The organism is Nostoc sp. (assembly GCF_036917135.1).
Lineage (GTDB): Bacteria > Cyanobacteriota > Cyanobacteriia > Cyanobacteriales > Nostocaceae > Nostoc.
The window spans coordinates 18,396-41,513 of the sequence record NZ_JBALEA010000060.1; the positions used below are offsets into that span (position 1 = coordinate 18,396).

A 23,118-nucleotide genomic window follows, 5' to 3' on the forward strand; every position below is an offset into this window, starting at 1 on the left:
AGTTTGGAGTTCAAAATTCAAAACTTCTCACTCCTAACTTCTCACTCCTAACTCCTAACTTCTCACTCCTAACTCTTAACTTCTCACTCCTAACTCCTAACTCCTAACTTCTCACTCCTAACTTCTCCATTACCTTGCCCCAAATAGATATTCCTAGCCAATTTGATGTCTTAGTCGTCGGCGCTGGTGCTGCTGGACTTTACACAGCGCTGTGTCTGCCAGAATCCTTGCGAGTCGGCTTGATTACCAAAGAAACTGTTGCTTTGTCTGCCAGTGATTGGGCGCAAGGTGGCATTGCCGCAGCCGTCGCCCCAGAAGATTCTCCCGCCTTGCACATTGAAGATACGATCCAGGCGGGCGCGGGTTTATGCGATCGCCCTGCTGTCGAATTTCTCGCCCAACTTGCCCCTAGCTGCATTCAATCTCTAGTTAACTTGGGAGTAGCTTTTGACCGTCATGGTCAAGCCTTGGCTTTAACTTTAGAAGCCGCCCATTCTCGCCGCCGTGTTCTCCACGCTGCGGACACCACAGGGAGGGAAGTTACCACCACCCTCACCGCCCAAGTATTACGTCGTCAGAATATTCAAGTCATTCAGCAAGCTTTGGCTTTGAGTTTGTGGATTGAACCCGAAACTGGTCGCTGTCAGGGAATCAGCTTGTTTTATCAAGGTAAAATTACCTGGGTAAAAGCTGGTGCTGTGGTACTGGCAACTGGCGGCGGCGGTCAGATCTTTGCCCAAACCACTAACCCGGCGGTGAGTACAGGTGATGGGGTAGCGATCGCATCTCGTGCTGGCGCCATCCTCCGCGATTTAGAATTTGTCCAATTTCACCCTACAGCCCTCACTAAACTTGGTGCCGATCGCTTCCTCATTAGTGAAGCTGTACGCGGTGAAGGGGCACACCTCATTGATAACCAAGGACGGCGTTTTGCCTTTGACTACCACCCTGCCGGTGAACTCGCACCAAGAGATGTGGTCAGTAGAGCAATTTTCAGCCATTTACAACGCACCGCCCTGGATTTGGCTACTGCCCATGTCTGGTTAGATATGCGCCCCATCCCCGCCGACAAGATTCGTCAGCGCTTTCCCAACATCATCAAGGTTTGTCAGCATTGGGGCATTGATGTCTTCCACGAACCAATTCCTGTAGCACCAGCTGCCCATTACTGGATGGGTGGAATTGTCGCGGATCTAATGAATCGGACAAACATCCCCGGTTTGTATGCGGTGGGTGAAACTGCCAGTACCGGGGTGCATGGCGCAAATCGTCTTGCCAGTAATTCCCTATTGGAATGTATTGTGTTTGGCGCACAGATGGGCCAAATTGAGTTAGAAAATATTGGGCTGCCCTCAGAAACACCAGTTCTGCCATTACGGAAATTTAGTGTTGATGCTAGTGAGTGGCATATTCAGCAAGGACAGCTAGAAGCACTCAGGGAGAAGTTACCGCGTCTAGTGTGGGAAAATGCTGGTATTTGTCGGGAAGAATCAAAGTTGGAAACTGCGATCGCTACTATTGAATCCTGGCAGCAAGATTTCGCTGCCTTCCCTCTAAGTCAATTCTTGATTGCTTTAAATCCAGCAGAACCAGCTAGTTTTGACTTACCAGATGTTGAACGACAATTGGGACTTTGGGCAGAAACCCGCAACTTATTAGATGTGGCTGATTTAATTCTCAAAAGTGCTGCTTTTAGAACCGAAAGCCGAGGCGGACACTACCGCTTAGATTATCCTCAATCAGACCCAAATTGGCAAGTCCACACACTAGTACAAACAAATTATTGGTGGAAATCTGCTTTACCACAATCTCAAATCTAAAATTGCGATCACCGAGTGCCACTACCATTATTACTGTCGGGTCCACCACAATTTGGTGGAACATAGATGTCTTTTATATTTTGAGAATTGCCTTTGTGGACGATTGAGGTGTCACTGCTAGTAGCGCCAAAAGCATTAGCACTTGCAGTATTGAATATACCTGTCAAAGCGGCAAGCTTAGGTACTAGTATGTAAGCAGTTACACATAAGATCAGAAGCTTTGTAATTTGGAAGTTAGCTTTCATAGCGTTCAGTAAATTTACTAATTTTTGATCTCACGAGTGTTTATTGTCTTTACCGTATATTTACTGATATTTGTCAAAAGTATTTGAAATTTATTAAGTTATTGCTGCGATTATATAAAGAATTACACTATTGGGTGGGATTAAATCGTATTTATACTTAAAAAGTATTCTTGATTAGCTGCTTTTACATCAGTCTAAAGTTAGATATATTGACAAATTTGTGTGAGCATTTTGCCAAAGTCACTATCTTCTTAATAGCATCTTAATATTTTACGTATAAACACTAAGTTTACTAAAATAATAGTTTATAAAACCTTATGTTTACTTATTGGATTGTATAATTAAAATTTAATTAAATTAAAGACAAACCAACATAATTGCAATAATACAAGTATTTTAGAACCTATATAACTACAAAATATCGTAATAAGCGAATTAGTACAGGTATATTTTTAAGAGTATTAATAGTTTCAATAAATATTGATTCTTCTGATGACTAATTGCTTTCTTACATAAGTTATTAGGTTTAGTCTTCAGGCTAAAAAGCCTTGCTAGGTCTCCATCTTGACTAAAAAGCTACCTTTTCGCATATACGCCATGCTTTTTTAGGACAATGCTTTGGACATATCTCCAGCCCACATTCCTAATTTGAAGGTAAAAATATTGACTAATGTGAAAAAAATCTAGAGGCTTGATTCTTGATTAATTAAGCAAACTCGTAGCGATTTTTACCCAAATGCTTGGCACGGTACATTGCTGTATCTGCTTGTTTCATCAAAGTTTCACTGTCTTGACTGTTGTATGGGTAGACACTAATGCCAATACTGGCAGAGATTCTGATTGCATAACCGTCCAAAATAATTGGCTTGGTAATACTGCTTAAAATTTTTTCGGCGACTCTAGCAGCTATTTGGACATTAGGAATTGCCCGTAAAATTATCGTAAATTCATCGCCACCCAAACGAGAAACTGTATCACTAGCGCGTAGAGAGTTGCTGAGTCTTTCAGCAATAGTCATTAGCAAGCGATCGCCCGTCTCGTGTCCCAGATTATCATTGACTTGCTTAAAGCCATCTAAATCAATAAACAGCAGTCCCAGCAGCAAGTTGTTGTGTTGCGCCCAATTTAACGACTCGTTAAGTTGTTCAGCAAAAAATTTCCGATTGGATAAACCGGTCAGTGGGTCGTGATATGCTAAATAACGCAAGTGGTCTTCTTTGAGTTTTAATTCATTGTTAGAGCGGAATAGTTCAGCAGCAGTACGCTTCAGCTGTTCTTCCATCAGCTTGCGCTCAGTAATATCTCGGATAACCCCAACTAAAAAGAAATTGCCAGCCGAGTCTTTATGGAGCGATCGCTTCGTGGCAATTTGATAAGTCTGGCCATCGGCATTTGTAAATTCTTCTTCGTGTTCCTGGGGTTGCTGAGTCCGAAAAACCAGCTCATCCTGTTGTCGAAACACATCGGCTTCATCTTTAGAGAAAAAGTCGTAGTCTGACTTTTCAATTAACAACTTATTCGGATAACCAATAAATTGACAATACGCGTCATTTAAAACAACCCACTGGTGTTCTTCATTTTTCACGAAAATTGGATCAGGAATCGTGTTGATGACGTGAGCCAAAAACTCTTTAGAACGTTTCCACTCTTCCTGGATATGAGCGATGCGACTAATCATCCAAATAGCCGAACTGCCAAAAGTTAACAGTGCCGGAATGAGCGGTATCCACCAACCACACAAGAAAGCAAGGTAAGTAATTACAGTCAGCACCCAGCAAGAAAATAGGATACTAAGAAGGCTTTTAGTTGGGTGTCGTATTCGCCATGTCGTAACTGCTCCCAAACAAGACCAGATAAACATCCATAAATATTCTACCGGGTCAGTCCAAAATCTGAGTAACGGTCGTCCTTCAAGAGCAGCAGAAATTAACTCACTAACAAAATAAGCTTGCAGTTGAATAGCAGGTACAGGTTTTGCCTCACCCATTAGACTGCTGGAGTAGGGAACGAATACAAAATCCTTGAGACTGGGTGCGGTGGAGCCAATCAGTATAATTCGATCTTTGATTAACTTTTCTGGGACTTTATCTGCCAATACATCTCTAATCGATACCTGGCTAAAACTACAAAAGTCTCGAGATGAACTTCGACATTTAGGTTTGGGAAAATTGGTCAAAATTTGGTAGCCACCATCATCAGCTCTCACATAGCCACCATCATCAGCCTTAAAAGGAATAAATACTGCCTTACCCAATTGCAAATAATCAGGGTTGCTTTTTGCTTTGGCGGGAGTAATTTGCTTTGACTTTAAATACAATAAAGCCAACTTCAGGGCAAAACTTTCGTGTGGCTGATTATCAATAGACCAATACAACAAACTGCGACGTACTTTTCCATCAATATCATATAGCAGGTTGTTAAAGCCCACTTGATTCTGATTTAGTCCCGGTGGAGGCAAAACAGTAACGTTTTTGTTTTTGTCATTTGCTAGGAGTTCAACACCAATTAAGTTGGGCATTGACTTATAAGCATTACGCAGTTCTTGATTACCAAACTCTACTGACAAATTTCTGTAGATATCTAAGCCGATAGCAAGAGGTCTGTGGGCATTTAGTTTTTGTAACAACAGGGCAATCTTCCTATCTGGAATTGGCCACAAACGTACTTCGTTTAAATAGGCTTCATCAATCACTACAATCGTAATACGCTCATCTGGCGGTTCATTTGGACGTAGGCGAAAAAATTGATCCAAAGCTGCCAACTCCAAAGATTGCAATAATCCGATGAAGTGCAAAAGCATGATGCATACTGCAACGATGGCGGCAGTAATCAATTCTCTGTGTCCTCGACTAAGCGATCGTTTCAGTCGAAAGATTAACTTTACAAAACGCTTGCCTAGCTGCTGATTCATTCCCATTATCTAGTAAAGAGAAGTATTCTCTATTTACAATAGCTATTAATAACTATCGGACTAACATAGCTCAAGGGGGAGCTAAATAGAGTTTCTAAGAGTTTTTCGATTCAGCAAGGTTCTTTAAGACATCGTGGTATTTGTGATCTATCAACCAGAGATTGAGAGCAATTATCATAACCTATGATCAATTAGATATTTTACTGAGAATTACGGCAACTTCCAACAGACACACCTTTGGGTTCGGCGCTGACATGATTGCATCCCAAAGTGGGTCACGAGTTTCGTAAAATGAATTAATTATACATTGTATTTAAGTAAACATACAGCATATTCAGGTAAATGAAGTACATATATAAAACCCAAAACCTTGTAGAGACGTAGCACTGCTACGTCTCTACGTGTATTCGATTAGAGTGCAATCTGCTGTATTTAATTATTTTCCTTCGCTTAAGGTTTTGCCGATAAAAGCCACAGGAAAATTGGTAATTGGGTATTGGACAAAACCCATTATCTACAAAAAAGCCAACTAGAAACAGATTTCGCTGTATTCATCCAGTTGACTATGAGGTGTAAACTGCACTGTACCGCTAGATTGGTGTAGGCTTCTCAATTCATTAGACATCGGAGTGAAAATTACATAGGCAAAATTCATAAACTTTGCCTACCAAGGATTTTGAGCAAGGCATAATTAATTTCACCAGATGTCTATTGCGAACTGTAGATGACGCTTGCTGAAGGCAGTTATTTGAAATACTTGAAGTTACGGGGGCCTGTGTAACCAGAAATTTTCGCTAGTTCCTCTAAGCTTTGGACTCCGCTATAGCTTTTGCCATTGATAATCCAAGTAGGGAAGCCTTCAATTTTTGCGGCTTTACACAGTTCTGTTTGAGCTTTCAGTCCATCGGGAGCGCACTCTACCCTAATATCATTGTTGATTATTTCCTCGGCTTCTTTACCAAAAAGCATCTTTTGTTCATGGCAGTGAGGACACCAATAAGCAGTGTATTCCTTAGCTCCTACCTTTGCAAGCTGGCGTGCTAAGGCTATTTCTGCCTCACCAGAAGTGGTGGTAACTTCCCAACCGAATGCCGGGTTAGGGTCTTGCTTGGGAATAAAGTTAATTTTTACGGGTTGTCCAGGAGTTCCAGTTGTAACATCTGATTGATTCACGCCAGCATAGACACCTAAAGTCCCAATCAGCGTCACCATCCCGACAATTAGGGCGGTAAAGAAGATTTGTCCAATATCCTCCCAAGTCCGACCGATAATTGTCAGTACCAAAAGACTCACAGAGAACAAAGCTGAACCGATACAGTAAGGACAAATAGCTTTGATTTGAGATGTTAGCACGTACATTAAGTAGCCGCTAAAAACAGACATAGCGATCGCACCCGCCAGCAATAACCACCACGTCCAATTTTCCAATTGTTTGCGACTATTATTTTCCCCTGAGTTGAATACCAAGGGAGCCAAAGCAAATATCACCATACTGATGTATGCCAAAAACCCAAACAAAGCTAATGGCTGACCAAAAACGGTTGCCCAAGGACTCGAAAGCACATCATTACAGCCCTTAACACCAGCCTGCGCCACACAAGCGGCACTGCCTCCGTTTAACTTTTCTATGGTGAGATAACCTGTGATCAGGGCACCACACCCAGCGATCGCGGCAATCAATGGACGTGACCATTTATGAATCCAAGGAGTAGAACGACGGCGAATCATAAATATTAGGGAATGGGGATTGGGGACTGGAGACTTGTACTGAGCGACTTGTGCCGAGCGGAGCCGAGGTAAGCCGAAGTATTGGGGATTGGGGATTGGGAATTGGGAATTGGGGACTTGTACTGAGTGACTTGTGCCGAGCGGAGCCGAGGTAAGCCGAAGTATTGGGAATTGGGAATTGGGGACTTGTACTGAGCGACTTGTGCCGAGCGGAGCCGAGGTAAGCCGAAGTATTGGGAATTGGGAATTGGGAATTGGGGATTGGGAAGAGACAAAGGAGTGACTTGTCCTTTATGTCCTCCTAACTCCCAGTCCCTAGTCCCCAGTCCCTAGTCCCTAGTCCCCATTCCCCATTCCCCATTCCCCCTTTAAGAATGCAACTTCACTTGTTCTGCTGATTTGCTTTCACCTTTGGAGTTCCAATTGCGACGAGCAGCCTCCACGAATTGACTGACGCGAATTGGGTCAATTGGTTGCTCTATCCGTCCGTGACGTTTTAGGGAACTGGAAACTATGACACCATCTGCTGCCTGCATCAATGTATCAATATTTTCCCAATTTGCTCCACTACCGATGAATACTGGTGTGCCATTTGCTGCACCACAAGCTAGTTCCAAATCTTCTAAGTTAGGAGGACTACCAGTAGCCCAACCAGATAAAATCACTCCGTCTGCTAAACCCCTTTCAATGGTGTCTTTCACGGCGACTGTGAGATTTGGAGAACTCAAAGGACGGGCGTGTTTCACCAATACATCGGCCAGGATTTTAACATCACAACCTAATTCCCGTCGATAGCGGAGTAGTTGATGGGCTTCTCCCTCAATTAATCCTTGGTCGGTTGCCATTACGCCTGTGAGGACGTTGACGCGGATAAATTGCGCTTGCACACAGCTAGCGATCGCCATTGCGCTTTTACCATCATTTCGCAAAACATTTAAGCCTATAGGCAAAGTCACCAAATTCTGTATCCTTTGCACCACAATGGTCATAGCACTCACAACCACTGGATCGACTTGGTTTTTGGTAAACGGCGCGTCGAAAAAATTCTCGACAATCAGACCGTCAACCCCTCCACTTGCCAGGGCTGCGGCTTCTTGTTCCGCACGATCAATCACCGCTTTTAAACTACCTCCCCAACGGGGCGAGGTAGGTAGTGGTAGCAGGTGAACCACGCCAATAATCGGTGAGCGAGTTTTAAATATCTGATATAAGTCCACGTCTTTAATCCGCCTCGCGGAGTCCAGAGTCCAGAATTTTTTGACTATTGAATGCCAGTTCAACACCACTCCCCTGAAAAGAGGGAACCTCTCTATGGGGGTGGCTCTTCAACGGGGGAAACCCCGCACGTGACTGGCTCCTGTTGACCCTTGACTCTTGACTTTACATTAAATAGTCAAATGTGTTTTATGATAGTCGGCTTACTGCTTCCTTCCTGAGATGGAAATTGGCGTGAAACCTCCCATAAGATATGTTAAGATAAAACCTGGCTACAAGAGGAGTTTGCCACTCACTAGACGCAAGGCAGCTTTCCGTGGTTTAGGCGTCTTGTCCGCGCACTGTCGTAGGACTTGCCAATGGCCAGGGTAGCATTACTGCTTTATAGGCGTAGTCGCTTTCGTCGATTTCCCTGAGGGTAGCGACTTCTCACAACAAGCCCTTTGGGCGGCTTCCCGATGGGTAGATTAACAACGCACACGCTGCGGTAATGTAAAATACCAATAAGCGAATTGTTAAAAAACATTACAAGTGTCAAATGTACCCAAAGACACTTCAATTTACCCTGGGGAACAGATTGATAAAAATATCATAACATGACCTCTATTTTTATTATTGATAGGGTCATAGTTCTACGGACAGTTACTGACAGTGAGAATCTGCCGCCGTACTGTTATTAGAAGGATAGTGATCGAGAAAAAGCGAAATGAACGCCCAAATGTTTGACTACAAGAAAAAAATGAAGATATTTTCCAAATATGGGTGACAAGCCAACAATTGCCATTTCTCACCTGGGCTGCGAGAAAAACCGAATTGATACAGAACACATGCTAGGACTGCTCGTAGAAGCAGGCTATGGTGTAGATACAAACGAAGAGTTAGCAGATTACGTTATTGTTAATACTTGTAGTTTTATTGAAGCAGCCCGGCAAGAATCTGTCAGAACGTTGGTAGAACTGGCAGAGGCAAACAAAAAAATCGTGATCACTGGGTGTATGGCGCAACACTTCCAAGAGCAACTTTTGGAAGAGTTACCGGAAGCAGTAGCCATTGTGGGTACTGGCGATTATCACAAAATTGTCAATGTAATTGAGCGTGTTGAACTTGGTGAGCGGGTTAAACAGGTTAGTATTGAACCAACCTACATTGCCGATGAGACTACACCGCGCTATCGCACTACAACCGAGGGCGTTGCTTACCTGCGGGTTGCCGAAGGTTGTGATTATCGTTGTGCATTTTGTATAATTCCTCATCTTCGAGGGAACCAGCGATCGCGTACTATAGAATCTATAGTCGCCGAAGCGGAGCAGTTAGTTAGTCAAGGGGTAAAGGAAATTATTTTAATTTCCCAAATCACCACTAATTACGGTCTAGATATTTACGGTCAGCCAAAATTAGCGGAATTACTTCGCGCTTTGGGGAAAGTAGATATACCGTGGATCAGAATGCACTACGCTTATCCCACGGGACTGACCCCAGATGTGATCGCGGCGATTCAAGAAACACCCAACGTCTTGCCTTATCTGGATTTGCCCTTGCAGCATTCTCATCCAGATGTTCTCCGCTCCATGAATCGTCCTTGGCAAGGACGCGTAAATGATGGGATTATAGATCGCATCAAAACGGCGCTACCAACAGCCGTGTTGCGGACGACATTTATTGTTGGTTTCCCAGGAGAAACAAGCGAGCATTTTGAGCATCTACTAGAGTTTGTTCAAAGGCATGAATTTGATCATGTTGGTGTCTTCACCTTTTCCTCTGAGGAAGGAACCCCAGCTTATAAGTTGCCAAATCATTTGCCCCAATTGGTGATGGACGAGCGCCGATACCAACTTATGGAAATCCAGCAACCGATTTCCCAAAAGAAAAATCAACAGGAAGTAGGCAAAATCGTCGATGTCCTGATTGAGCAAGAAAATCCTGAAAGTGGTGAATTAATCGGTCGTTCAGGTAGATTTTCCCCAGAGGTTGATGGTCTGGTATATGTCAAAGGCCAGGCAAAATTAGGAACCATCGTGCCAATAGCGATTCACCACGCTGATACATACGACCTCTACGGTCAGGTAGTCAATAACTAAATTGTTATTTTGTCTTTTGTCCAAAGTCTATTTGTTAAATGACCCTTACAGATTCACCCTTATTCTGAGGTCAACGCTGCATTAATAGCAGTTTCCATGAGGGTTTACCTGAAGTTCGCGGATTCGTTGGCATAGCTTCTCCAAAAGTTGGGGCTACTAATAGCCAATAACTAATGACTAATACTTCGGCTTCGCTCAGTACAAGTGACTAATGACTAATGACTAATAACTAATGACTAAATGACTAATCCAAAAATCCTTAGATAAAATTTAGGACGAATTAATGACTCTTTCATTTCAAGAATTAGGAATTTCTCAACAACGTGTCGAAGAACTAGAAAAAATCGGTTTTACCGAACCCACTAACATTCAAGTGCAAGCAATTCCCCAATTGCTTGCCGGTCGTGATGTAGTCGGTCAATCTCAAACTGGAACAGGCAAAACGGCAGCGTTTTCACTGCCAATTTTAGAGCGGCTAGATATCAATCAAAGAGCCGTGCAAGCCATAGTTCTAACACCAACTCGTGAATTAGCGATGCAAGTTCACGATGCGATCGCCCAATTCATCGGTAATGAAGGATTGCGAGTGTTAGCAATCTACGGTGGTCAATCAATTGACCGCCAAATGTTACAACTAAAACGTGGCGTTCACATGGTTGTGGGCACTCCCGGACGGGTGATCGATTTGCTCGATCGCGGCTGTTTAAAGCTCGATCAAGTGAAGTGGTTTGTGTTGGATGAAGCTGATGAAATGTTGAGCATGGGCTTTATCGACGATGTGATCAAAATCCTCTCGCAAGCGCCCGTAGATCGCCAAACAGCCTTATTCTCGGCAACAATGCCACCATCAATTCGGATGTTGGTGAACAAGTTCTTGCGATCGCCTGCAACTGTCACCGTCGAGCAGCCAAAAGCCGCTCCCAACAAAATTAATCAAGTAGCTTACCTGATCCCCCGCCACTGGACAAAAGCCAAAGCTTTACAGCCAATTCTGGAAATGGAAGATCCAGAAACAGCCTTAATCTTTGTTCGCACCAGACGCACCGCCGCCGAACTCACCAGTCAGTTACAAGGTGCTGGTCACAGTGTCGATGAATACCACGGTGACTTGTCGCAACAAGCGCGGGAACGGTTATTAGTCAGATTCCGTAACCGTCAAGTCCGTTGGGTGGTAGCAACTGATATTGCAGCACGAGGGTTAGATGTCGATCAACTCTCCCATGTGATCAACTACGACTTACCCGATAGCGTAGAAACCTACGTTCACCGTATTGGTCGTACTGGTCGCGCTGGTAAAGAAGGAACAGCAATTTCTTTAGTTCAACCATTTGAGCGGCGCAAACAGCAAACATTTGAACGTCATAACCGCCAAAATTGGCAATTGCTGACGATTCCCACACGCGCCCAGATTGAAGCAAAACACATTCTGAAATTGCAAGAACTGGTGCGGGAAGCTTTGACAGGTGAGCGTTTGGCTTCATTCTTGCCAATTGTTAGCGAACTGATTGAAGAATACGACGCCCAAGCGATCGCCGCCGCCGCATTACAAATCGCTTACGATCAAACTCGTCCCGCTTGGTTGAACTCAGATGTCGAAATTCCCCAAGAGGAATCTTCCGCTCCCAAACCAAGACTCGGCAAACGTCGTGAATCTTCTTCTAGCGATCGCCCCCGTTCTGCGTGGAAATCAGATAGCAACAATGGAGACGAAAGACATTCTTCTCCCAAGCCAAAACTGCGGACAAGTGGACACGAGTCTTCTGCATCCCCTAGTAAAAAGATAGGTTCACCTACAGCTAGAGAATCAGCTTCTTAGTCAACAGTTAGAAGTTAATGAATTTTGGATTTTAGACTTGTCGTGAGCGTTCAGTCGAACGATTTGAGGTTTTTTCTTCAATCCAAAATCCAAACCTAAAATTGGAGAGTTGAGAGTTAGGAGTCAAGATTTTGACTTTGGCTCTTGACTTTTTGGCTTTTTGGGTAATTTTTTCTACCAGTTTGTAGGAAGATAAATTTAAAGATGCATTCTTCGTGGTCTTATGTTCACTATCCCAGACTTAGAGCAACTACAAGCAGAGCATCCAGAATGGCAGATGGAGCTAGTAGACGGAAATATACTTGTTATGGGCCCATCAGATTATGAGTCAGAGGAAATAGGCATAGAGTTTGCGCGGCAATTGGCTAATTGGGTGCGCCCACAGCAGCTAGGACGGGTGACGGGTTCTAGCGCTGGTTTTATTTTGCCTACATTAGAAACTGAAAACGGGAAAGAAGCTGATAACGAAAAACGAAATCTCCGCGCTCCCGATGTATCTTTTGTTCGTGCTGATAGATTAAAAACAAGCAAGCGCGACTTTGTGGAACTGGTGCCTGATTTGATGGTAGAGATAAAATCTAAGTCAGACCGGATCAAACCACTGGTAGAAAAGATTCAGCTATTTTTACAACTCGGATCTACAGTTGGTATCCTGATTGATCCTGACAAATTGACGCTCACAGTTTATCGACTCAACCAAGAACCAATAGTTTTGCACGACAACGACAAACTGACACTACCAGACTTATTACCCGGTTGGGAGCTAGTAGTGTCAGAAATTTGGCCTCCTGTGTTTGAGTAGTTCAGAAATACTACAACCAAGGACGACTAACTAGTTCTAATTCTCCAACTTCATCGTCGTTCAATTTCCAGCCCAAAGCACCAGCATTCTGCCGTACCTGTTCGGCTGTCTTCACTCCAGCAATGGGAATAACATTCCCCTGAGCAATTAACCAGTTGAGAGCAACTTGGGCAGGGGTGCGATCGTATTTTTCTCCAAAGTTATGTAGCAAAGATATAACTGGGGCAATTTTTTGTAGACCTTCTTTCTTAAATCGCGCGTCTATTTTTCTCGCACCAGTGGGGGTTTCAGCATTATCAATACTGTACTTGCCTGTGAGTAATCCCTGAGCTAAAGGACTATAAGCCAAGATAGTCACACCCAACTCACGGGCAGTTGTGATAATACCTTTGCTTTCAACTTGGCGACTGAGTAAAGAATAGCGTACTTGGTTTACAGCCAAAGGCACTCCACGGGCTGCCAATATTTGATGCGCGTCTCGCATTTGCTCTGCTGAGTAATTACTCACACCAATTGCCGCAATTCTACCCCGCTTCACTTCATCCGCTAGGGCATTCATCAAAGTTTCTTGACTTAAAAAGAAGGCAAAAGGCCAATGCACTTGATACAGGGCGATTCGCTCTAATTGCAAGCGTTTAAGGCTGGCTGTTAAAGCATCCGAGACGGATTGGGCTGTAAATCGCCACGGTAGAGGGCCAAATTTTGTGGCGATTTGTACAGGTTGTTGCGTCTGTTGTAGAAATTGTCCCAAAAATTTCTCTGATAGTCCCATTCCGTAGACTTCGGCAGTATCAAAGAAGGTAATACCAGCTTCTAAGGCTGCTGTAAAGGCTTCTTGTAACTGTTCTGGACCGTAGCGATCGCCATAATTCCAAAATAGTTTATCACCCCAAGCCCAAGTGCCGATGCACAAGGGCGTAACAACTGGGCCATTTTGCCCCAATGTGATGTTTTCCACGGTTGCAAAATTTGATTTATTTACATTTATTTACTTTTATAGTGTATCGTTACAGACAAGATTGGGTGCGATCGCCACCACTTGGCTGCAAATCTTGTGGTGTCGCAGCTACGCCCGTCGTAGACATCGCACCTTGCATAAAGATTTAAAACCTGAATTAAACGCACATAAACAAGATCCCCGACTTCTTGAAGAAGTCGGGGATCTGTGGGTTGCAATTCTCACAAATCAAATAGGATTGCTATAGTTGAGTGTATTTACTTGTATTTAAGAATTAGATGATTTATCCTGCTTGGGTTTTTTGATTAATTCCATGTAGACATTAATCTCACTAATTTCTACATCATGCTCAACTCTGGTTACTTTCCATTTCTCCTTTTTTAGGTAAACTTCCTCTCCTACTCTGGGAGTAAATTGGAGATCATAGAACTTTTTTAGAAAATCTTTTTGGTTTACTTCCCATAATATTACTTTGACTGGTTCTTTAGTCATTGCCTATGCCTTTTTGGTTACTAGATGAAGGTAAGTAGTTTGATGACAGACATAGGGCTAGTTTATCTTACTAATTCAATGGAATAGCGTAGTTAAAACCACATTTTCACAGGGAGATCCCAAATGTGCAAAAACCTTGATAGCCCTCATCCCCTAACCCCTTCTCCCAAAGATGGGAGAAGGGGAACTAGAATTATGTCTCCCCTCTCCCATTTTTGGACGACCTTAGTCTCTGCGCGGCTGTAAACGAAATGATGGCAGGACTTTACGAAGCCGATCTCGGAGGCGGACTGTTCAAAAAGCGGATTGCCCGCTCTGGACAACGTAAGCGTGGTGGCTTTCGTACACTGGTCGCCAGCAACAAGGGAAATTGCTGGTTTTTTGTTTTCGGCTTCCCGAAAAACCAGCGCAGCAATATTAACAAAAAAGAAGAAGAAGCATTAAAAAAGCTGGCATCGGTGCTGTTGTCTTACACGCCACAGGATCTCGAAAAGACCAAGCTAGAAAATGAATTGATGGAGGTAATTTGCAATGGCGAAGAAGAAATCAGCGATTCTTGAAGCCGTTCACGAAACGGCTACAGGGCTGCACAAGACTGGACTGATGGATCAAACTACATTACGTGAATTTGATCGTATATGCTTGTCTGGGATTGAACCGCTAGAACCTAAGCAAATTAAGGAAATACGCGAATCATCTCATGTCAGTCAGGCAGTATTTGCTGCGATTTTGAATACAAGTCTATCAACGGTTCAAAAGTGGGAAATCGGTCAGAAGCGTCCCAGTGGTACTGTTCTTAAGCTGTTGCACCTAGTTAAGAAACGGGGATTGAATAGCGTGATTGATTAAGAGGTCGTTGGTGGAGTGCGATCGCTATTTTTTAGTTAGTTCCTGTCCAATGTTGCGATCGGTCTTTGTTCAAGCTTTTTGACTTTTATAGTGCGATCGTCCAAACCATTGCTACTGTATCAATCGAGTAAAATGAAAGTTCAGTTGTTCCCGCGAGGTGTTCGATGACTATCTTTGACCGTCGCCGTCAACTCCAACAACAGATTGCTCAACTTCCAGATGACCAACTGACTCAGGTTGAGCAATATATAGCATTTCTTGGTTTTCAGAAAACAGTTCCATCTCAATCAGAAGTGACCAAATCACCTTCCACTGGAGCTTCGATTCTGGCATCTTTAGAGCAAGCACACACTCCGCCCGATTCTCCTCTGGAGGATGAAACCCTAGCACAACCACCTGAAGATTTTGCTGCTAGGATCGCTGAAATCAAACAACGTGGCGATCGCTCTCAATCTATAATCCGACGAGGTTCTACAGGTCAAGATTTGCTCAAATTGGCTGGTACTTGACATGGAGACGACCTAGAGGAGTGTCTAGCATTTCTTGATACAACCCGCTCAAAAGCGAAAGCCAACGTTATGTACTTCTGTTACCCAGCATTGGCTTCAAGTGATTTTTTAGGCTTTTAATTGATTCTATCGATTCCTTGGTTTCCAGCTATCAAGATTTTCTCGAATAGACACTAATTCGCTAAGATATTCACTCACTTCGATTTTTTGAATTTCGAGAGTAGCAATAACCTCAGAAGCTTCTACTTCCCTTGTTGCCCGTTGTTTGAGTAAAGAGTCAAATTCAGATTGAAACCTATTAATGTAGTCATTGATTTGCTTTTCGCCTTTACGAAAATCATCTGATACTTGTTTTTCGATAACACGCTGAAGCAACTCTAGGTTTCTCTGTACTTGTGAGTCAATATTTTGCTGAATTACTTGAGAAGTCAGTCGTAAATCAATCTCATAGTAAGATAATTTTTCCTCATACGAAACATCTACTTCATACACTTTATCTGATTTACAGCAACGGCTATTCTTCCTTGATTCTTTCTTAGTTCTAGTAAAAACTTCTTGTTGATGTTCAATCTTAGCATCAATACCAGAAAATTCAAATTTAGGAAATTGAATGGGATTATTTCCTATTTCTACCTTCAACTCCTCTTTAATAAACATAGATAATTCATCAGAAATAGCCTGTATTTCTCGTTGAATTTTTTTAACTAAGTCTTCACGAATTCTTGTTCCCTCTCTAACTAGTCTGTCCTGAGTATCCAACCAAAAACTTTGTATTATAGGAGTGCAGTAATCATTAATAGTTTTACCTATTTTATCAGCATAATTTTTGTTTTTGACCTTGATTTTATAAGGGTCAGTACTGGAAGACTCTTCAAGTATAGGACTGAATTTTTCCCATATATATGTGAAAAGATTTTGAGTCTTTTTGTCCTTTGAAACCTTTTTAGATTGATTTTTAGCCACTCTGTCAATTTCTGATACTATGCGTTTTTTGGCAGATTCTGCAAATTTATTAATCCCTTGGCTGAACGTGCTGATTAATATTTGCTTTTGTGCTTCTACGGACTTTTTTACAGTCGCCACCTGAGTTATTACTGAATCAGAATGTTTTTTGTATTTTTCTACTTTTTGTAGCAGTTCTTTAAAATTTAACTGCCAGCCTCGGATATCTGTAATAAATATCTCATCAATATCTTTGGCTGCTTTATTCAATTCATTTAAAACATCACTCAATAAATTCCATCCTGAGTTTTGAGTAATAGTTTGAATTACTGCCTCTTGAATTATCGGAATACCACTATCATTTAAAGCTTGTGGTGCAATTTCTTCTGGTAAGGGAATGATACGCCTTCCTCTTTCATCTCTTTGGGTATCTGTAGGGGTAAAAAATTTTTCAAAGTCTTTAATATGGCTATCAGTTGCCTTTCCCTGTTGAATAAGCTTAGATAACAATCCTTGCCATGCACTGACTGAATAAATTATTGGTTCTGGTATACCAAATTCAACTAAATTTATTCTTAAAGATTCTATAACATCTGCAATAGCTCTATCTCCCTCAGCTTTTCTATCTACTTTATTAAGAATAAAGTAAATCTTACCTGTATTCTCTGCTAAAAATTCTTTACGCTGCTCAATTAAGTCTTTAAGCAATTCTGAGTTAGTGTTGTTCCTAAATACTGTGTAATCCAGAATGAATAATATAGCATCACAGGTTCGGAGAGCTTCTAAAGCAGTCTGCTTTAAAGAAGTGGTGTTAAACGAGACAGATTCCCACTCATTGGGGCCAGGAGTATCAACTAATGTGAAACCTGCCAGTGATGGCATTGTACTAATCGCTTCAATGGGATGTTCTAATTCAAAGCGTGTAGTACTGTCTTGATTATTTTTAGCTCGAATCTCATGGGTACGCTCTAAAAATCTTTGCCGAATTTGTCTTGCTTCACCTTCTATTAAAACTATAGGTTCTCGTTTACCTGCTTGATATTCTAAAAGTCTGGGTGTTTGTCCGGCATCAATTGGACGGATATCTGTGCGACAAACTGTACAAGCTTCTGATTCACTTGCTAAAACATCTGCACCAATTATGGCATTCAAGAAGGTACTCTTTCCTGCTTTCATGGCTGCAATCACAGCAACCTGATATTTTTGTTCGGCTAAGGCTTTTAAAGCTTTGGTAATATTATCTTCAACGCTCTGTAATCCTTGGGTACTATCTCCTTCTTTGAATCTTCCAGCCCGAAGTTCTTTCAAGTACTTTAAAAGTTGATCGCCAGTATCACGAATTCTGTTATAGGTTTCTTGAAATTCTTGTTCAGACATATTTTCAGTATTTAATTTCATTGGAATTCCCTTCTTGGTTATATTTGGTGGATTTGGATAATCTACTGGCTTCCCAATGATTTCGCGTGGAAGAGCAGCAATAAAATTGCGTGCATAATAGTCACTGGGTACACAAATTAACTCTTCATTTATTTTGCAGAGAACATTATTTGTAAGTTCTACCGCGTTGACAAATCCCTTCAAAGCAGCTTCTCTTGGATCTCTATCAATATCCCACATCAGGGAAATCAGACTATGCTGTAATCTAACTGCTAAACGCAAACAATCTTTTTCAACTTCATCTAAAGCGTGCTGGCGAGTTAAACCAAGAATCTGCTTTTTGCTTTCATCAGCTAGTTCATAGTATTTTTTCTCCAAGTTGGTATATTTATCAGCTAGTTCATTTGCAACAGTCCTATGATGTTTGGCAGCTTGTCTATCACTTTCCCCAACAGCATGAGTAGTAAAAGCACCAACAACTGCTCCAACAGCTAATCCAAGAGCGCCGAAAATAAAAGGAAGCATAAAAACTATGTAATCCTCTAAAATTTAATTCCTATTGTTCTGTGAGAATATGAGGCAGTTGAGAACTAGCAAGCAATTTACTATCTGCTGATGTTAATCCTAGAGATTTAGCAATAGCTACTGATTCACGTAACCGTTGCATAGCCCCTTCTATTCCCGGTGCAATTGTGCGATTTGTAATTTCTTGATTAACTGCTTGCGCTTCAACCAAAAACTCTAGATTTTCCTGGTGTTCATAAATCAGTTCGTTCTCAATTGCTTGTAATCTTTCTAATTCTTGTTGAGTTAAAGATTCATAATAGATTTTCACCGTTTGTTTATGGTCATCGAGGATTTTAAAAAACTCGTAAACCATACCCGCAGTTCCAACAACAGCTAAAACTGGTGCTGCTGCGGTTAAAGCGATCGCAATTGGTGGACAAGCTGCTGCTATTGTTGTGGTTACAAATGCTGTCACACCCCCAACTGTGCCGCCTTTTACGGTATCTTTCAATGTTTCTATAGCGGCTTCTTGTGCAGAAATTTCACCCCGAACTACCCGCAGCGCGTTGGTTAGCAACGAAAATGGTGCTGCTGTCGCTACCCCAATTGCTGCTCCAAAGGGCGCGGCTTTGACACCTGCTTTGACTGCACCTGTTAGGTTGTCAAAATGCCATTTGGCATCTAGTCTCATTTGCTCCTGCGAAGTCATGGGTTTATCGCCACGGGCTAAATTATCTTTGGCGTTTTCCCACTTGATATTTTTGGGATCATTTGAGCCGCCTTTGCTATGCGGTTTGATATGACTAGCGTGTTTATCTGATAGGTATTTTTGGGTATTAACATCAGTAGATTTGCCATCAATCCCTACTCTTTGAGGTGGAGGGATTTTATCTAACATTTCTTGGGCTTGCACTCTGGTTCTGATCGGATCACCAGGTCGAATTCCACCTTTATATAATCTACGGGCTGCACTTAAGGATAAATCCTGTAATTGAGCATGTTGAACGTTAATGTTAGCAGCAGCGTTAAAAGCGGAATTACGATCTTGTTGATCAGACATGGGTAAACCAATTTAGTGTAATGTATTACGTTTTTTTTGCTTTATACCAAAGCATGGTATGAGCTTATTTTCTTATGGTTCCCATTTTGGCATCAGATGCGATCGCCTCTGATGAAGTTATGAGCATCTTAATCTGTCATATTTTGATGCGATCGCTAATTAAGCCTTTATCTCTAACCTCTGTAGCTTCTGCTCTACAATGAAGTGAAGAATCTAGCAGCTCTTAAACAGGGGATTTATTTATGTCCCACCCGACGCTCAGTAGCCAATAAATCGCCCGACGTGGAAAGGAACTCTATCAAAAAAGTATCCGTGCCAAAGTTGAGACACAAGAGAACATTGGCAAAATTATCTCCATTAATGTTGAAACAGGAGATTACGAAATCGGTGATGATTTAGTCGAAACGAGTCTTCGATTACGATCCAAGCAAACCGATGCAGCACTTTGGGGAGAAAGAATTGGTTTTGATGCCGTTTATGCAGTTGGTGGTACATTGCTCAGGACGGCACAGTGATACACGGGACTGTAGTTGGACTTCAGGCAAGAATGAGTGTGATTATTCTTCCCCCAGAAGGTTCAGGTGTAGAAATCGAATGTGTTATTGATACAGGGTTTTAAGGGTTCTTAACCTTGCCGCCTTCTGTCATTGCTGCTCTTGGTTTGCCCTACCTCATTAACATCAACGCAAACCTCGCTAACAACTCCACTGTGGAAACCGATGTTTATTTGGCAAAAGTTCTATGGAATGGTGTGGAGCGTAATATTGCAGCCCTAGCAATGGGTCGTCGTCCACTCATTGGAACTGCGCTGCTTGAAGATTATCATCTCAGTATAGATTTTTGTGAGGGTGGGACGGTTCTGGTGGATGAAATTCTATAACCTTCGGCGAGAAGTGTGTATTAGCGACGCAGCATAACAATTTTTCTATATTACGTTTCTTTGCTTCATACCAAAGCATGGTATTAGCTTATTTTCTTATGGTTCTCATTTCAACACAGATGCGTTAGCGAAGCTTACCGTTCGCGCAGCGTCTCGCAGAGAAGGTATCGCCTCCAGTGAAGTTATGAGCATCTTAATCTGTCATATTTTGGTGCGATCGCTCTAGATATCATAAAGGGGCAATTGAGGATTTTAATCAAGCTCTCCTCATTTTGCAAAAATATGACAACAGACATAAAATGTCCATTCTATGTATTTTGCTGTGCGGCGATCTGGACAGCTTCTATATCAAGATTGAGATATTGAGCAATCTGCTCCATACTCATGCCTGTTTTTAGTAACAGAGGCACAGTAAGTTTCAACATTTTAGCTTTCTGTTCTTCTCGACCCTCGGCTTTCGCTTCCTGATAAACTCTTGTTTGCTGCAAAGTCAATCCCAGCATAGCTTCAACTTCCTCATTCTATGTGCTTGACTGTGCGGCAAGTTGGACAGCTTCTATATCAACATTGAGGTGTTGAGCAATCTGCTCCATACTCATCCCTGTTTTTAGTAACAGAGGTACGGTAAGTTTCAACATTTCAGCTTCCCGTTCTTCTCGACCTTCTTCTCGACCTTCTTCTCGACCCTCGGCTTTCGCTTCCTGATAAACCCTTGTTTGCTCTAAAGTCAATCCCAGCATAGCTTCAACTTCCTCTCTACTTAAGGTCGAAAACTTATAAACGACGATTGTGGTGATGATATCTAGTATTTCGTTTTTCGGCAGCATGTCTGTTGACTCTAATTTTACCCGCTCAATCAATTGCTTTGCTTCGTCTGCCATTACTTCATCCGATGGTAGAGGGCTTCATCCTTTTGGAATTGAACTTCAGCAAAAAAGATCACCCTAGATGTTGCATTCTCTGGAGGTAAAAACACACCATCAATGCGAAAAGCGGTTTCTTTGACTTCAGGTGATTCAAATCGATAGTTTTGCCCTTGCAAAGGGGGATTATCAACCAGTTCAAAGAGTAACCCAGGAAAGCGCTTAAAAATTTGATAGTAAATGGAATCTCGTTTCACTATTTCATCCTAAAATTCTCTCGTTATGCGATGCCTGCGGCGGTAAACTACGCAGATTACAACCAAGTCCTAAAAATTAATCCTAACTTGGCTGAAGCATACCCTCATTGAGGTGTATATAGCGGTTCCCATTCAGATGCAGTACAACGTTACATCACGAGGTGTAGGGGCACGGCAATGCCGTGCCCCTACGGGTGTACCTCACGTAAACGATAACTGCTATAATCGCTTGCCAAATCGCAACTTCAACTTTTCCTTCGCTGATTTGGAGCAAGTAGGGTTTATCTTTATTTAAAGAGAGAGATTAAATCCTATAAACTATACAAAAAAGTAGCTATGGCAAGCGGTGAAGTATTTGATACCAAAACAAAATCCCTATCTCTGCCAAGGGTAAACCTGCTGACTATGTTCCGACTGGGTTTATTTCAGATGGGGTTGAGCATGATGTCTATTTTGACTCTGGGCGTACTCAACAGAGTCATGATTCAAGAAATAGCAATTCCGGCGACGCTGGTATCTGTAGTTTTAGCACTGCCTTTATTTGTTGCTCCTTCCCGTGTGTGGTTCGGCCAGATTTCTGATGCCAAGCCGTTATGGGGATACCACCGCACAGCTTATGTTTGGGTGGGCGCGGCAATATTTGCGATCGCAGCCTTTTTAGCTATACAAGTAATATGGCAACTCAATCTTGCCGCAAATAGTTCAGGCACTTGGGTATGGACAACCCAAACAATTGGCTGGACAGCGCTTCTGTCTATTGTTTTCGCTGTATATGGTCTAGGAATTTGCGCTAGCGGTACTGCTTTTGCTGCTTTGTTGGTGGATATATCTGAAGAAGATAACCGTTCCAAAGTAGTTGGTGTGGTTTGGTCAATGCTAATGGTGGGGATTATTGTTGGGGCGATTATTAGTGCCAAGTTACTACAGCCATTAACACTAGGCGCTTCCATAGCAACCTTGCAGCCAGCAATCAACAAATTGTTTTTTATCGTCCCAGCAATTGTATTTGGTTTAGCGATCGCAGCGACATTGGGCGTAGAAAAAAAATACTCTCAATACTCAACCCGTTCCACACTGGTGAACCGGGAAGACAGCATTACTCTAGGCAATGCTTGGAAAATCTTGACAGCTAGCCCGCAAACAGGTATATTTTTCACATTTTTATTGGTGATGACTATTAGTTTGTTTATGCAAGACCCGATTTTGGAACCTTATGCAGGTCAAGTGTTTAAAATGCCCCTAGCGGAAAGTACCAAATTAAATGTTTTTTATGGAACGGGTCTACTGATTGCCTACGGCGTTACGGGCTTTTTTATTGTCCCGCGTTTGGGTAAGCGCAGAACTGCACGTCTAGGCTGTATGTTGGTGGCATTCTGTGCAATCTTGCTAGGTATCTCAGGATTCACAGCTAATGCAGCAGTTCTCAAACTAAGTTTGGTCTTGTTCGGTTTAGCCACAGGTTTCTTAACTACAGCAGCAATTAGCTTGATGTTGGATCTGACCGCAGCCGAAGCCGCAGGTACGTTTATTGGGGCATGGGGATTAGCGCAGTCCCTTTCTAGAGGAATCGCGGTGGTAATTGGAGGTACAGTTTTGGATATTGGACGCAGATTGCTACCTAGCCTAGAACTAGCCTATGGACTGGTATTCGTTCTAGAAGCTGTGGGAATGGTTCTATCGATTTGGTTTCTGAATCGGGTGAACATCACAGAATTTCAAACAAGTACAAAGCTGGCGATCGCATCTGTTTTAGAAAGCGATTTAGATTAAACTGTATAGGAAATTGGGCATGGGGCACTTGTACTGAGT

The 23,118-nt window shown here is 42.4% G+C and carries 23 protein-coding genes and 1 pseudogene; 13 read left to right on the forward strand and 11 right to left on the reverse strand.

The genetic code is table 11. The annotated features are described in order from the left end of the window. Positions 1 to 134 precede the first annotated feature (134 nt). Positions 135 to 1,820 (forward strand): L-aspartate oxidase, encoded by a 1,686-nt coding sequence (gene nadB / locus V7K50_RS17680; protein WP_334962210.1) that lies wholly within the window; start codon positions 135 to 137, stop codon positions 1,818 to 1,820. Positions 1,821 to 1,828: 8 nt separating this feature from the next. Here the strand turns inward: nadB and V7K50_RS17685 are convergent, their stop codons facing one another. From V7K50_RS17685 to btpA, 5 genes are all read right to left on the reverse strand, one after another. Beyond that, positions 1,829 to 2,065 carry a hypothetical protein gene (locus tag V7K50_RS17685; protein ID WP_334962212.1) on the reverse strand — a complete coding sequence of 79 codons (237 nt, stop codon included), beginning with the start codon at positions 2,063 to 2,065 and terminating at the stop codon, positions 1,829 to 1,831. 706 nt (positions 2,066 to 2,771) lie between these two features. Further along, the gene (locus V7K50_RS17690; protein WP_334962214.1) at positions 2,772 to 4,976 is read right to left on the reverse strand and encodes a CHASE2 domain-containing protein; all 2,205 of its coding nucleotides are present in this window, start codon (positions 4,974 to 4,976) and stop codon (positions 2,772 to 2,774) included. 529 nt (positions 4,977 to 5,505) lie between these two features. Further along, positions 5,506 to 5,631: a hypothetical protein gene (locus tag V7K50_RS17695; RefSeq protein WP_334962216.1), complete on the reverse strand. Its 126-nt coding sequence runs from the start codon at positions 5,629 to 5,631 to the stop codon at positions 5,506 to 5,508. A gap of 89 nt (positions 5,632 to 5,720) precedes the next feature. After that, entirely contained in the window at positions 5,721 to 6,704 is a 984-nt protein-coding gene (locus tag V7K50_RS17700) for a vitamin K epoxide reductase family protein (protein WP_334962217.1), read from the reverse strand. A gap of 368 nt (positions 6,705 to 7,072) precedes the next feature. Further along, positions 7,073 to 7,921: a photosystem I biogenesis protein BtpA gene (btpA, locus tag V7K50_RS17705; RefSeq protein WP_334962219.1), complete on the reverse strand. Its 849-nt coding sequence runs from the start codon at positions 7,919 to 7,921 to the stop codon at positions 7,073 to 7,075. Positions 7,922 to 8,677: 756 nt separating this feature from the next. Here btpA and rimO point away from each other — a divergent pair. The 3 genes from rimO (at position 8,678) to V7K50_RS17720 (ending at position 12,615) form a co-directional block, all read left to right on the forward strand. Beyond that, entirely contained in the window at positions 8,678 to 9,997 is a 1,320-nt protein-coding gene (gene rimO, locus V7K50_RS17710; RefSeq protein WP_334962221.1) for a 30S ribosomal protein S12 methylthiotransferase RimO, read from the forward strand. A gap of 283 nt (positions 9,998 to 10,280) precedes the next feature. Continuing rightward, positions 10,281 to 11,813 (forward strand): DEAD/DEAH box helicase, encoded by a 1,533-nt coding sequence (locus V7K50_RS17715; protein ID WP_334962223.1) that lies wholly within the window; start codon positions 10,281 to 10,283, stop codon positions 11,811 to 11,813. Positions 11,814 to 12,036: 223 nt separating this feature from the next. Further along, entirely contained in the window at positions 12,037 to 12,615 is a 579-nt protein-coding gene (locus tag V7K50_RS17720; RefSeq protein ID WP_334962225.1) for a Uma2 family endonuclease, read from the forward strand. Positions 12,616 to 12,625: 10 nt separating this feature from the next. Here V7K50_RS17720 and V7K50_RS17725 read toward each other — a convergent pair whose 3' ends face one another. Beyond that, positions 12,626 to 13,573: an aldo/keto reductase gene (locus V7K50_RS17725; RefSeq protein ID WP_334962227.1), complete on the reverse strand. Its 948-nt coding sequence runs from the start codon at positions 13,571 to 13,573 to the stop codon at positions 12,626 to 12,628. Between V7K50_RS17725 and V7K50_RS17730 the strand changes: the two genes are divergently transcribed. Next, on the forward strand, positions 13,563 to 13,820 hold the full coding sequence (locus V7K50_RS17730; RefSeq protein ID WP_334962229.1) for a hypothetical protein: 258 nt from the start codon (positions 13,563 to 13,565) through the stop codon (positions 13,818 to 13,820). The genes V7K50_RS17725 and V7K50_RS17730 overlap by 11 nt on opposite strands. 20 nt (positions 13,821 to 13,840) lie before the next feature. Here the strand turns inward: V7K50_RS17730 and V7K50_RS17735 are convergent, their stop codons facing one another. Further along, on the reverse strand, positions 13,841 to 14,065 hold the full coding sequence (locus V7K50_RS17735) for a hypothetical protein (protein WP_094341195.1): 225 nt from the start codon (positions 14,063 to 14,065) through the stop codon (positions 13,841 to 13,843). A 215-nt stretch (positions 14,066 to 14,280) separates the two neighbouring features. Between V7K50_RS17735 and V7K50_RS17740 the strand changes: the two genes are divergently transcribed. The 3 genes from V7K50_RS17740 to V7K50_RS17750 all read left to right on the forward strand — a co-directional run bounded on the left by V7K50_RS17740 (position 14,281) and on the right by V7K50_RS17750 (position 15,423). Beyond that, a complete protein-coding gene (locus tag V7K50_RS17740; RefSeq protein ID WP_334962231.1) occupies positions 14,281 to 14,625 on the forward strand; it encodes a type II toxin-antitoxin system RelE/ParE family toxin in 345 nt (114 codons plus the stop codon). Further along, positions 14,597 to 14,914 (forward strand): helix-turn-helix domain-containing protein, encoded by a 318-nt coding sequence (locus V7K50_RS17745; protein WP_334962233.1) that lies wholly within the window; start codon positions 14,597 to 14,599, stop codon positions 14,912 to 14,914. The genes V7K50_RS17740 and V7K50_RS17745 overlap by 29 nt, the downstream gene beginning before the upstream one ends. A gap of 164 nt (positions 14,915 to 15,078) precedes the next feature. Further along, complete coding sequence (locus V7K50_RS17750; protein ID WP_334962235.1) at positions 15,079 to 15,423, forward strand: hypothetical protein; 345 nt, start codon at positions 15,079 to 15,081, stop codon at positions 15,421 to 15,423. 126 nt (positions 15,424 to 15,549) lie between these two features. On the opposite strand, the gene V7K50_RS17755 is transcribed toward V7K50_RS17750, so the two are convergent. Further along, positions 15,550 to 18,267, reverse strand: coding sequence for a dynamin family protein (locus tag V7K50_RS17755; RefSeq protein WP_334962237.1), 2,718 nt, complete (start codon positions 18,265 to 18,267; stop codon positions 15,550 to 15,552). 31 nt (positions 18,268 to 18,298) lie between these two features. Continuing rightward, positions 18,299 to 19,309 (reverse strand): hypothetical protein, encoded by a 1,011-nt coding sequence (locus V7K50_RS17760; RefSeq protein WP_334962239.1) that lies wholly within the window; start codon positions 19,307 to 19,309, stop codon positions 18,299 to 18,301. Between the two features lie 74 nt (positions 19,310 to 19,383). Here V7K50_RS17760 and V7K50_RS17765 point away from each other — a divergent pair, with 74 nt between their 5' ends. The 3 genes from V7K50_RS17765 to V7K50_RS17775 all read left to right on the forward strand — a co-directional run bounded on the left by V7K50_RS17765 (position 19,384) and on the right by V7K50_RS17775 (position 20,189). Then, complete coding sequence (locus V7K50_RS17765; RefSeq protein WP_334962241.1) at positions 19,384 to 19,512, forward strand: hypothetical protein; 129 nt, start codon at positions 19,384 to 19,386, stop codon at positions 19,510 to 19,512. A gap of 69 nt (positions 19,513 to 19,581) precedes the next feature. Further along, the gene (locus V7K50_RS17770; protein ID WP_334962303.1) at positions 19,582 to 19,824 is read left to right on the forward strand and encodes a hypothetical protein; all 243 of its coding nucleotides are present in this window, start codon (positions 19,582 to 19,584) and stop codon (positions 19,822 to 19,824) included. Between the two features lie 116 nt (positions 19,825 to 19,940). Then, on the forward strand, positions 19,941 to 20,189 hold the full coding sequence (locus V7K50_RS17775; protein ID WP_334962243.1) for a hypothetical protein: 249 nt from the start codon (positions 19,941 to 19,943) through the stop codon (positions 20,187 to 20,189). Between the two features lie 308 nt (positions 20,190 to 20,497). Here the strand turns inward: V7K50_RS17775 and V7K50_RS17780 are convergent, their stop codons facing one another. Continuing rightward, entirely contained in the window at positions 20,498 to 20,692 is a 195-nt protein-coding gene (locus V7K50_RS17780) for a hypothetical protein (RefSeq protein WP_334962244.1), read from the reverse strand. An 18-nt stretch (positions 20,693 to 20,710) separates the two neighbouring features. Beyond that, positions 20,711 to 21,309 (reverse strand): annotated as a pseudogene (locus V7K50_RS17785) (DUF2887 domain-containing protein). Positions 21,310 to 21,445: 136 nt separating this feature from the next. Here V7K50_RS17785 and V7K50_RS17790 point away from each other — a divergent pair. Both V7K50_RS17790 and V7K50_RS17795 read left to right on the forward strand, forming a co-directional pair. Then, positions 21,446 to 21,604, forward strand: a complete 159-nt coding sequence (locus V7K50_RS17790) for a hypothetical protein (RefSeq protein WP_334962246.1) — start codon at positions 21,446 to 21,448, stop codon at positions 21,602 to 21,604. A 41-nt stretch (positions 21,605 to 21,645) separates the two neighbouring features. Further along, positions 21,646 to 23,079 (forward strand): BCD family MFS transporter, encoded by a 1,434-nt coding sequence (locus V7K50_RS17795; protein ID WP_334962248.1) that lies wholly within the window; start codon positions 21,646 to 21,648, stop codon positions 23,077 to 23,079. The last annotated feature ends 39 nt before the right edge of the window (positions 23,080 to 23,118 follow it).

What these genes read in the sequence shown, in the direction of transcription:
- V7K50_RS17685 (WP_334962212.1), bottom strand. Translation starts at nt 2,065, where the DNA reads ATGAAAGCTAACTTCCAAATTACAAAGCTTCTGATCTTATGTGTAACT.
- V7K50_RS17690 (WP_334962214.1), bottom strand. Translation starts at nt 4,976, where the DNA reads ATGAATCAGCAGCTAGGCAAGCGTTTTGTAAAGTTAATCTTTCGACTG.
- V7K50_RS17695 (WP_334962216.1), bottom strand. Translation starts at nt 5,631, where the DNA reads ATGAATTTTGCCTATGTAATTTTCACTCCGATGTCTAATGAATTGAGA.
- V7K50_RS17700 (WP_334962217.1), bottom strand. Translation starts at nt 6,704, where the DNA reads ATGATTCGCCGTCGTTCTACTCCTTGGATTCATAAATGGTCACGTCCA.
- rimO (WP_334962221.1), top strand. Translation starts at nt 8,678, where the DNA reads ATGGGTGACAAGCCAACAATTGCCATTTCTCACCTGGGCTGCGAGAAA.
- V7K50_RS17715 (WP_334962223.1), top strand. Translation starts at nt 10,281, where the DNA reads ATGACTCTTTCATTTCAAGAATTAGGAATTTCTCAACAACGTGTCGAA.
- V7K50_RS17720 (WP_334962225.1), top strand. Translation starts at nt 12,037, where the DNA reads ATGTTCACTATCCCAGACTTAGAGCAACTACAAGCAGAGCATCCAGAA.
- V7K50_RS17730 (WP_334962229.1), top strand. Translation starts at nt 13,563, where the DNA reads ATGTTTTCCACGGTTGCAAAATTTGATTTATTTACATTTATTTACTTT.
- V7K50_RS17735 (WP_094341195.1), bottom strand. Translation starts at nt 14,065, where the DNA reads ATGACTAAAGAACCAGTCAAAGTAATATTATGGGAAGTAAACCAAAAA.
- V7K50_RS17745 (WP_334962233.1), top strand. Translation starts at nt 14,597, where the DNA reads ATGGCGAAGAAGAAATCAGCGATTCTTGAAGCCGTTCACGAAACGGCT.
- V7K50_RS17750 (WP_334962235.1), top strand. Translation starts at nt 15,079, where the DNA reads ATGACTATCTTTGACCGTCGCCGTCAACTCCAACAACAGATTGCTCAA.
- V7K50_RS17755 (WP_334962237.1), bottom strand. Translation starts at nt 18,267, where the DNA reads ATGCTTCCTTTTATTTTCGGCGCTCTTGGATTAGCTGTTGGAGCAGTT.
- V7K50_RS17760 (WP_334962239.1), bottom strand. Translation starts at nt 19,309, where the DNA reads ATGTCTGATCAACAAGATCGTAATTCCGCTTTTAACGCTGCTGCTAAC.
- V7K50_RS17765 (WP_334962241.1), top strand. Translation starts at nt 19,384, where the DNA reads ATGGTTCCCATTTTGGCATCAGATGCGATCGCCTCTGATGAAGTTATG.
- V7K50_RS17780 (WP_334962244.1), bottom strand. Translation starts at nt 20,692, where the DNA reads ATGCTGGGATTGACTTTGCAGCAAACAAGAGTTTATCAGGAAGCGAAA.
- V7K50_RS17790 (WP_334962246.1), top strand. Translation starts at nt 21,446, where the DNA reads ATGCAGTACAACGTTACATCACGAGGTGTAGGGGCACGGCAATGCCGT.
- V7K50_RS17795 (WP_334962248.1), top strand. Translation starts at nt 21,646, where the DNA reads ATGGCAAGCGGTGAAGTATTTGATACCAAAACAAAATCCCTATCTCTG.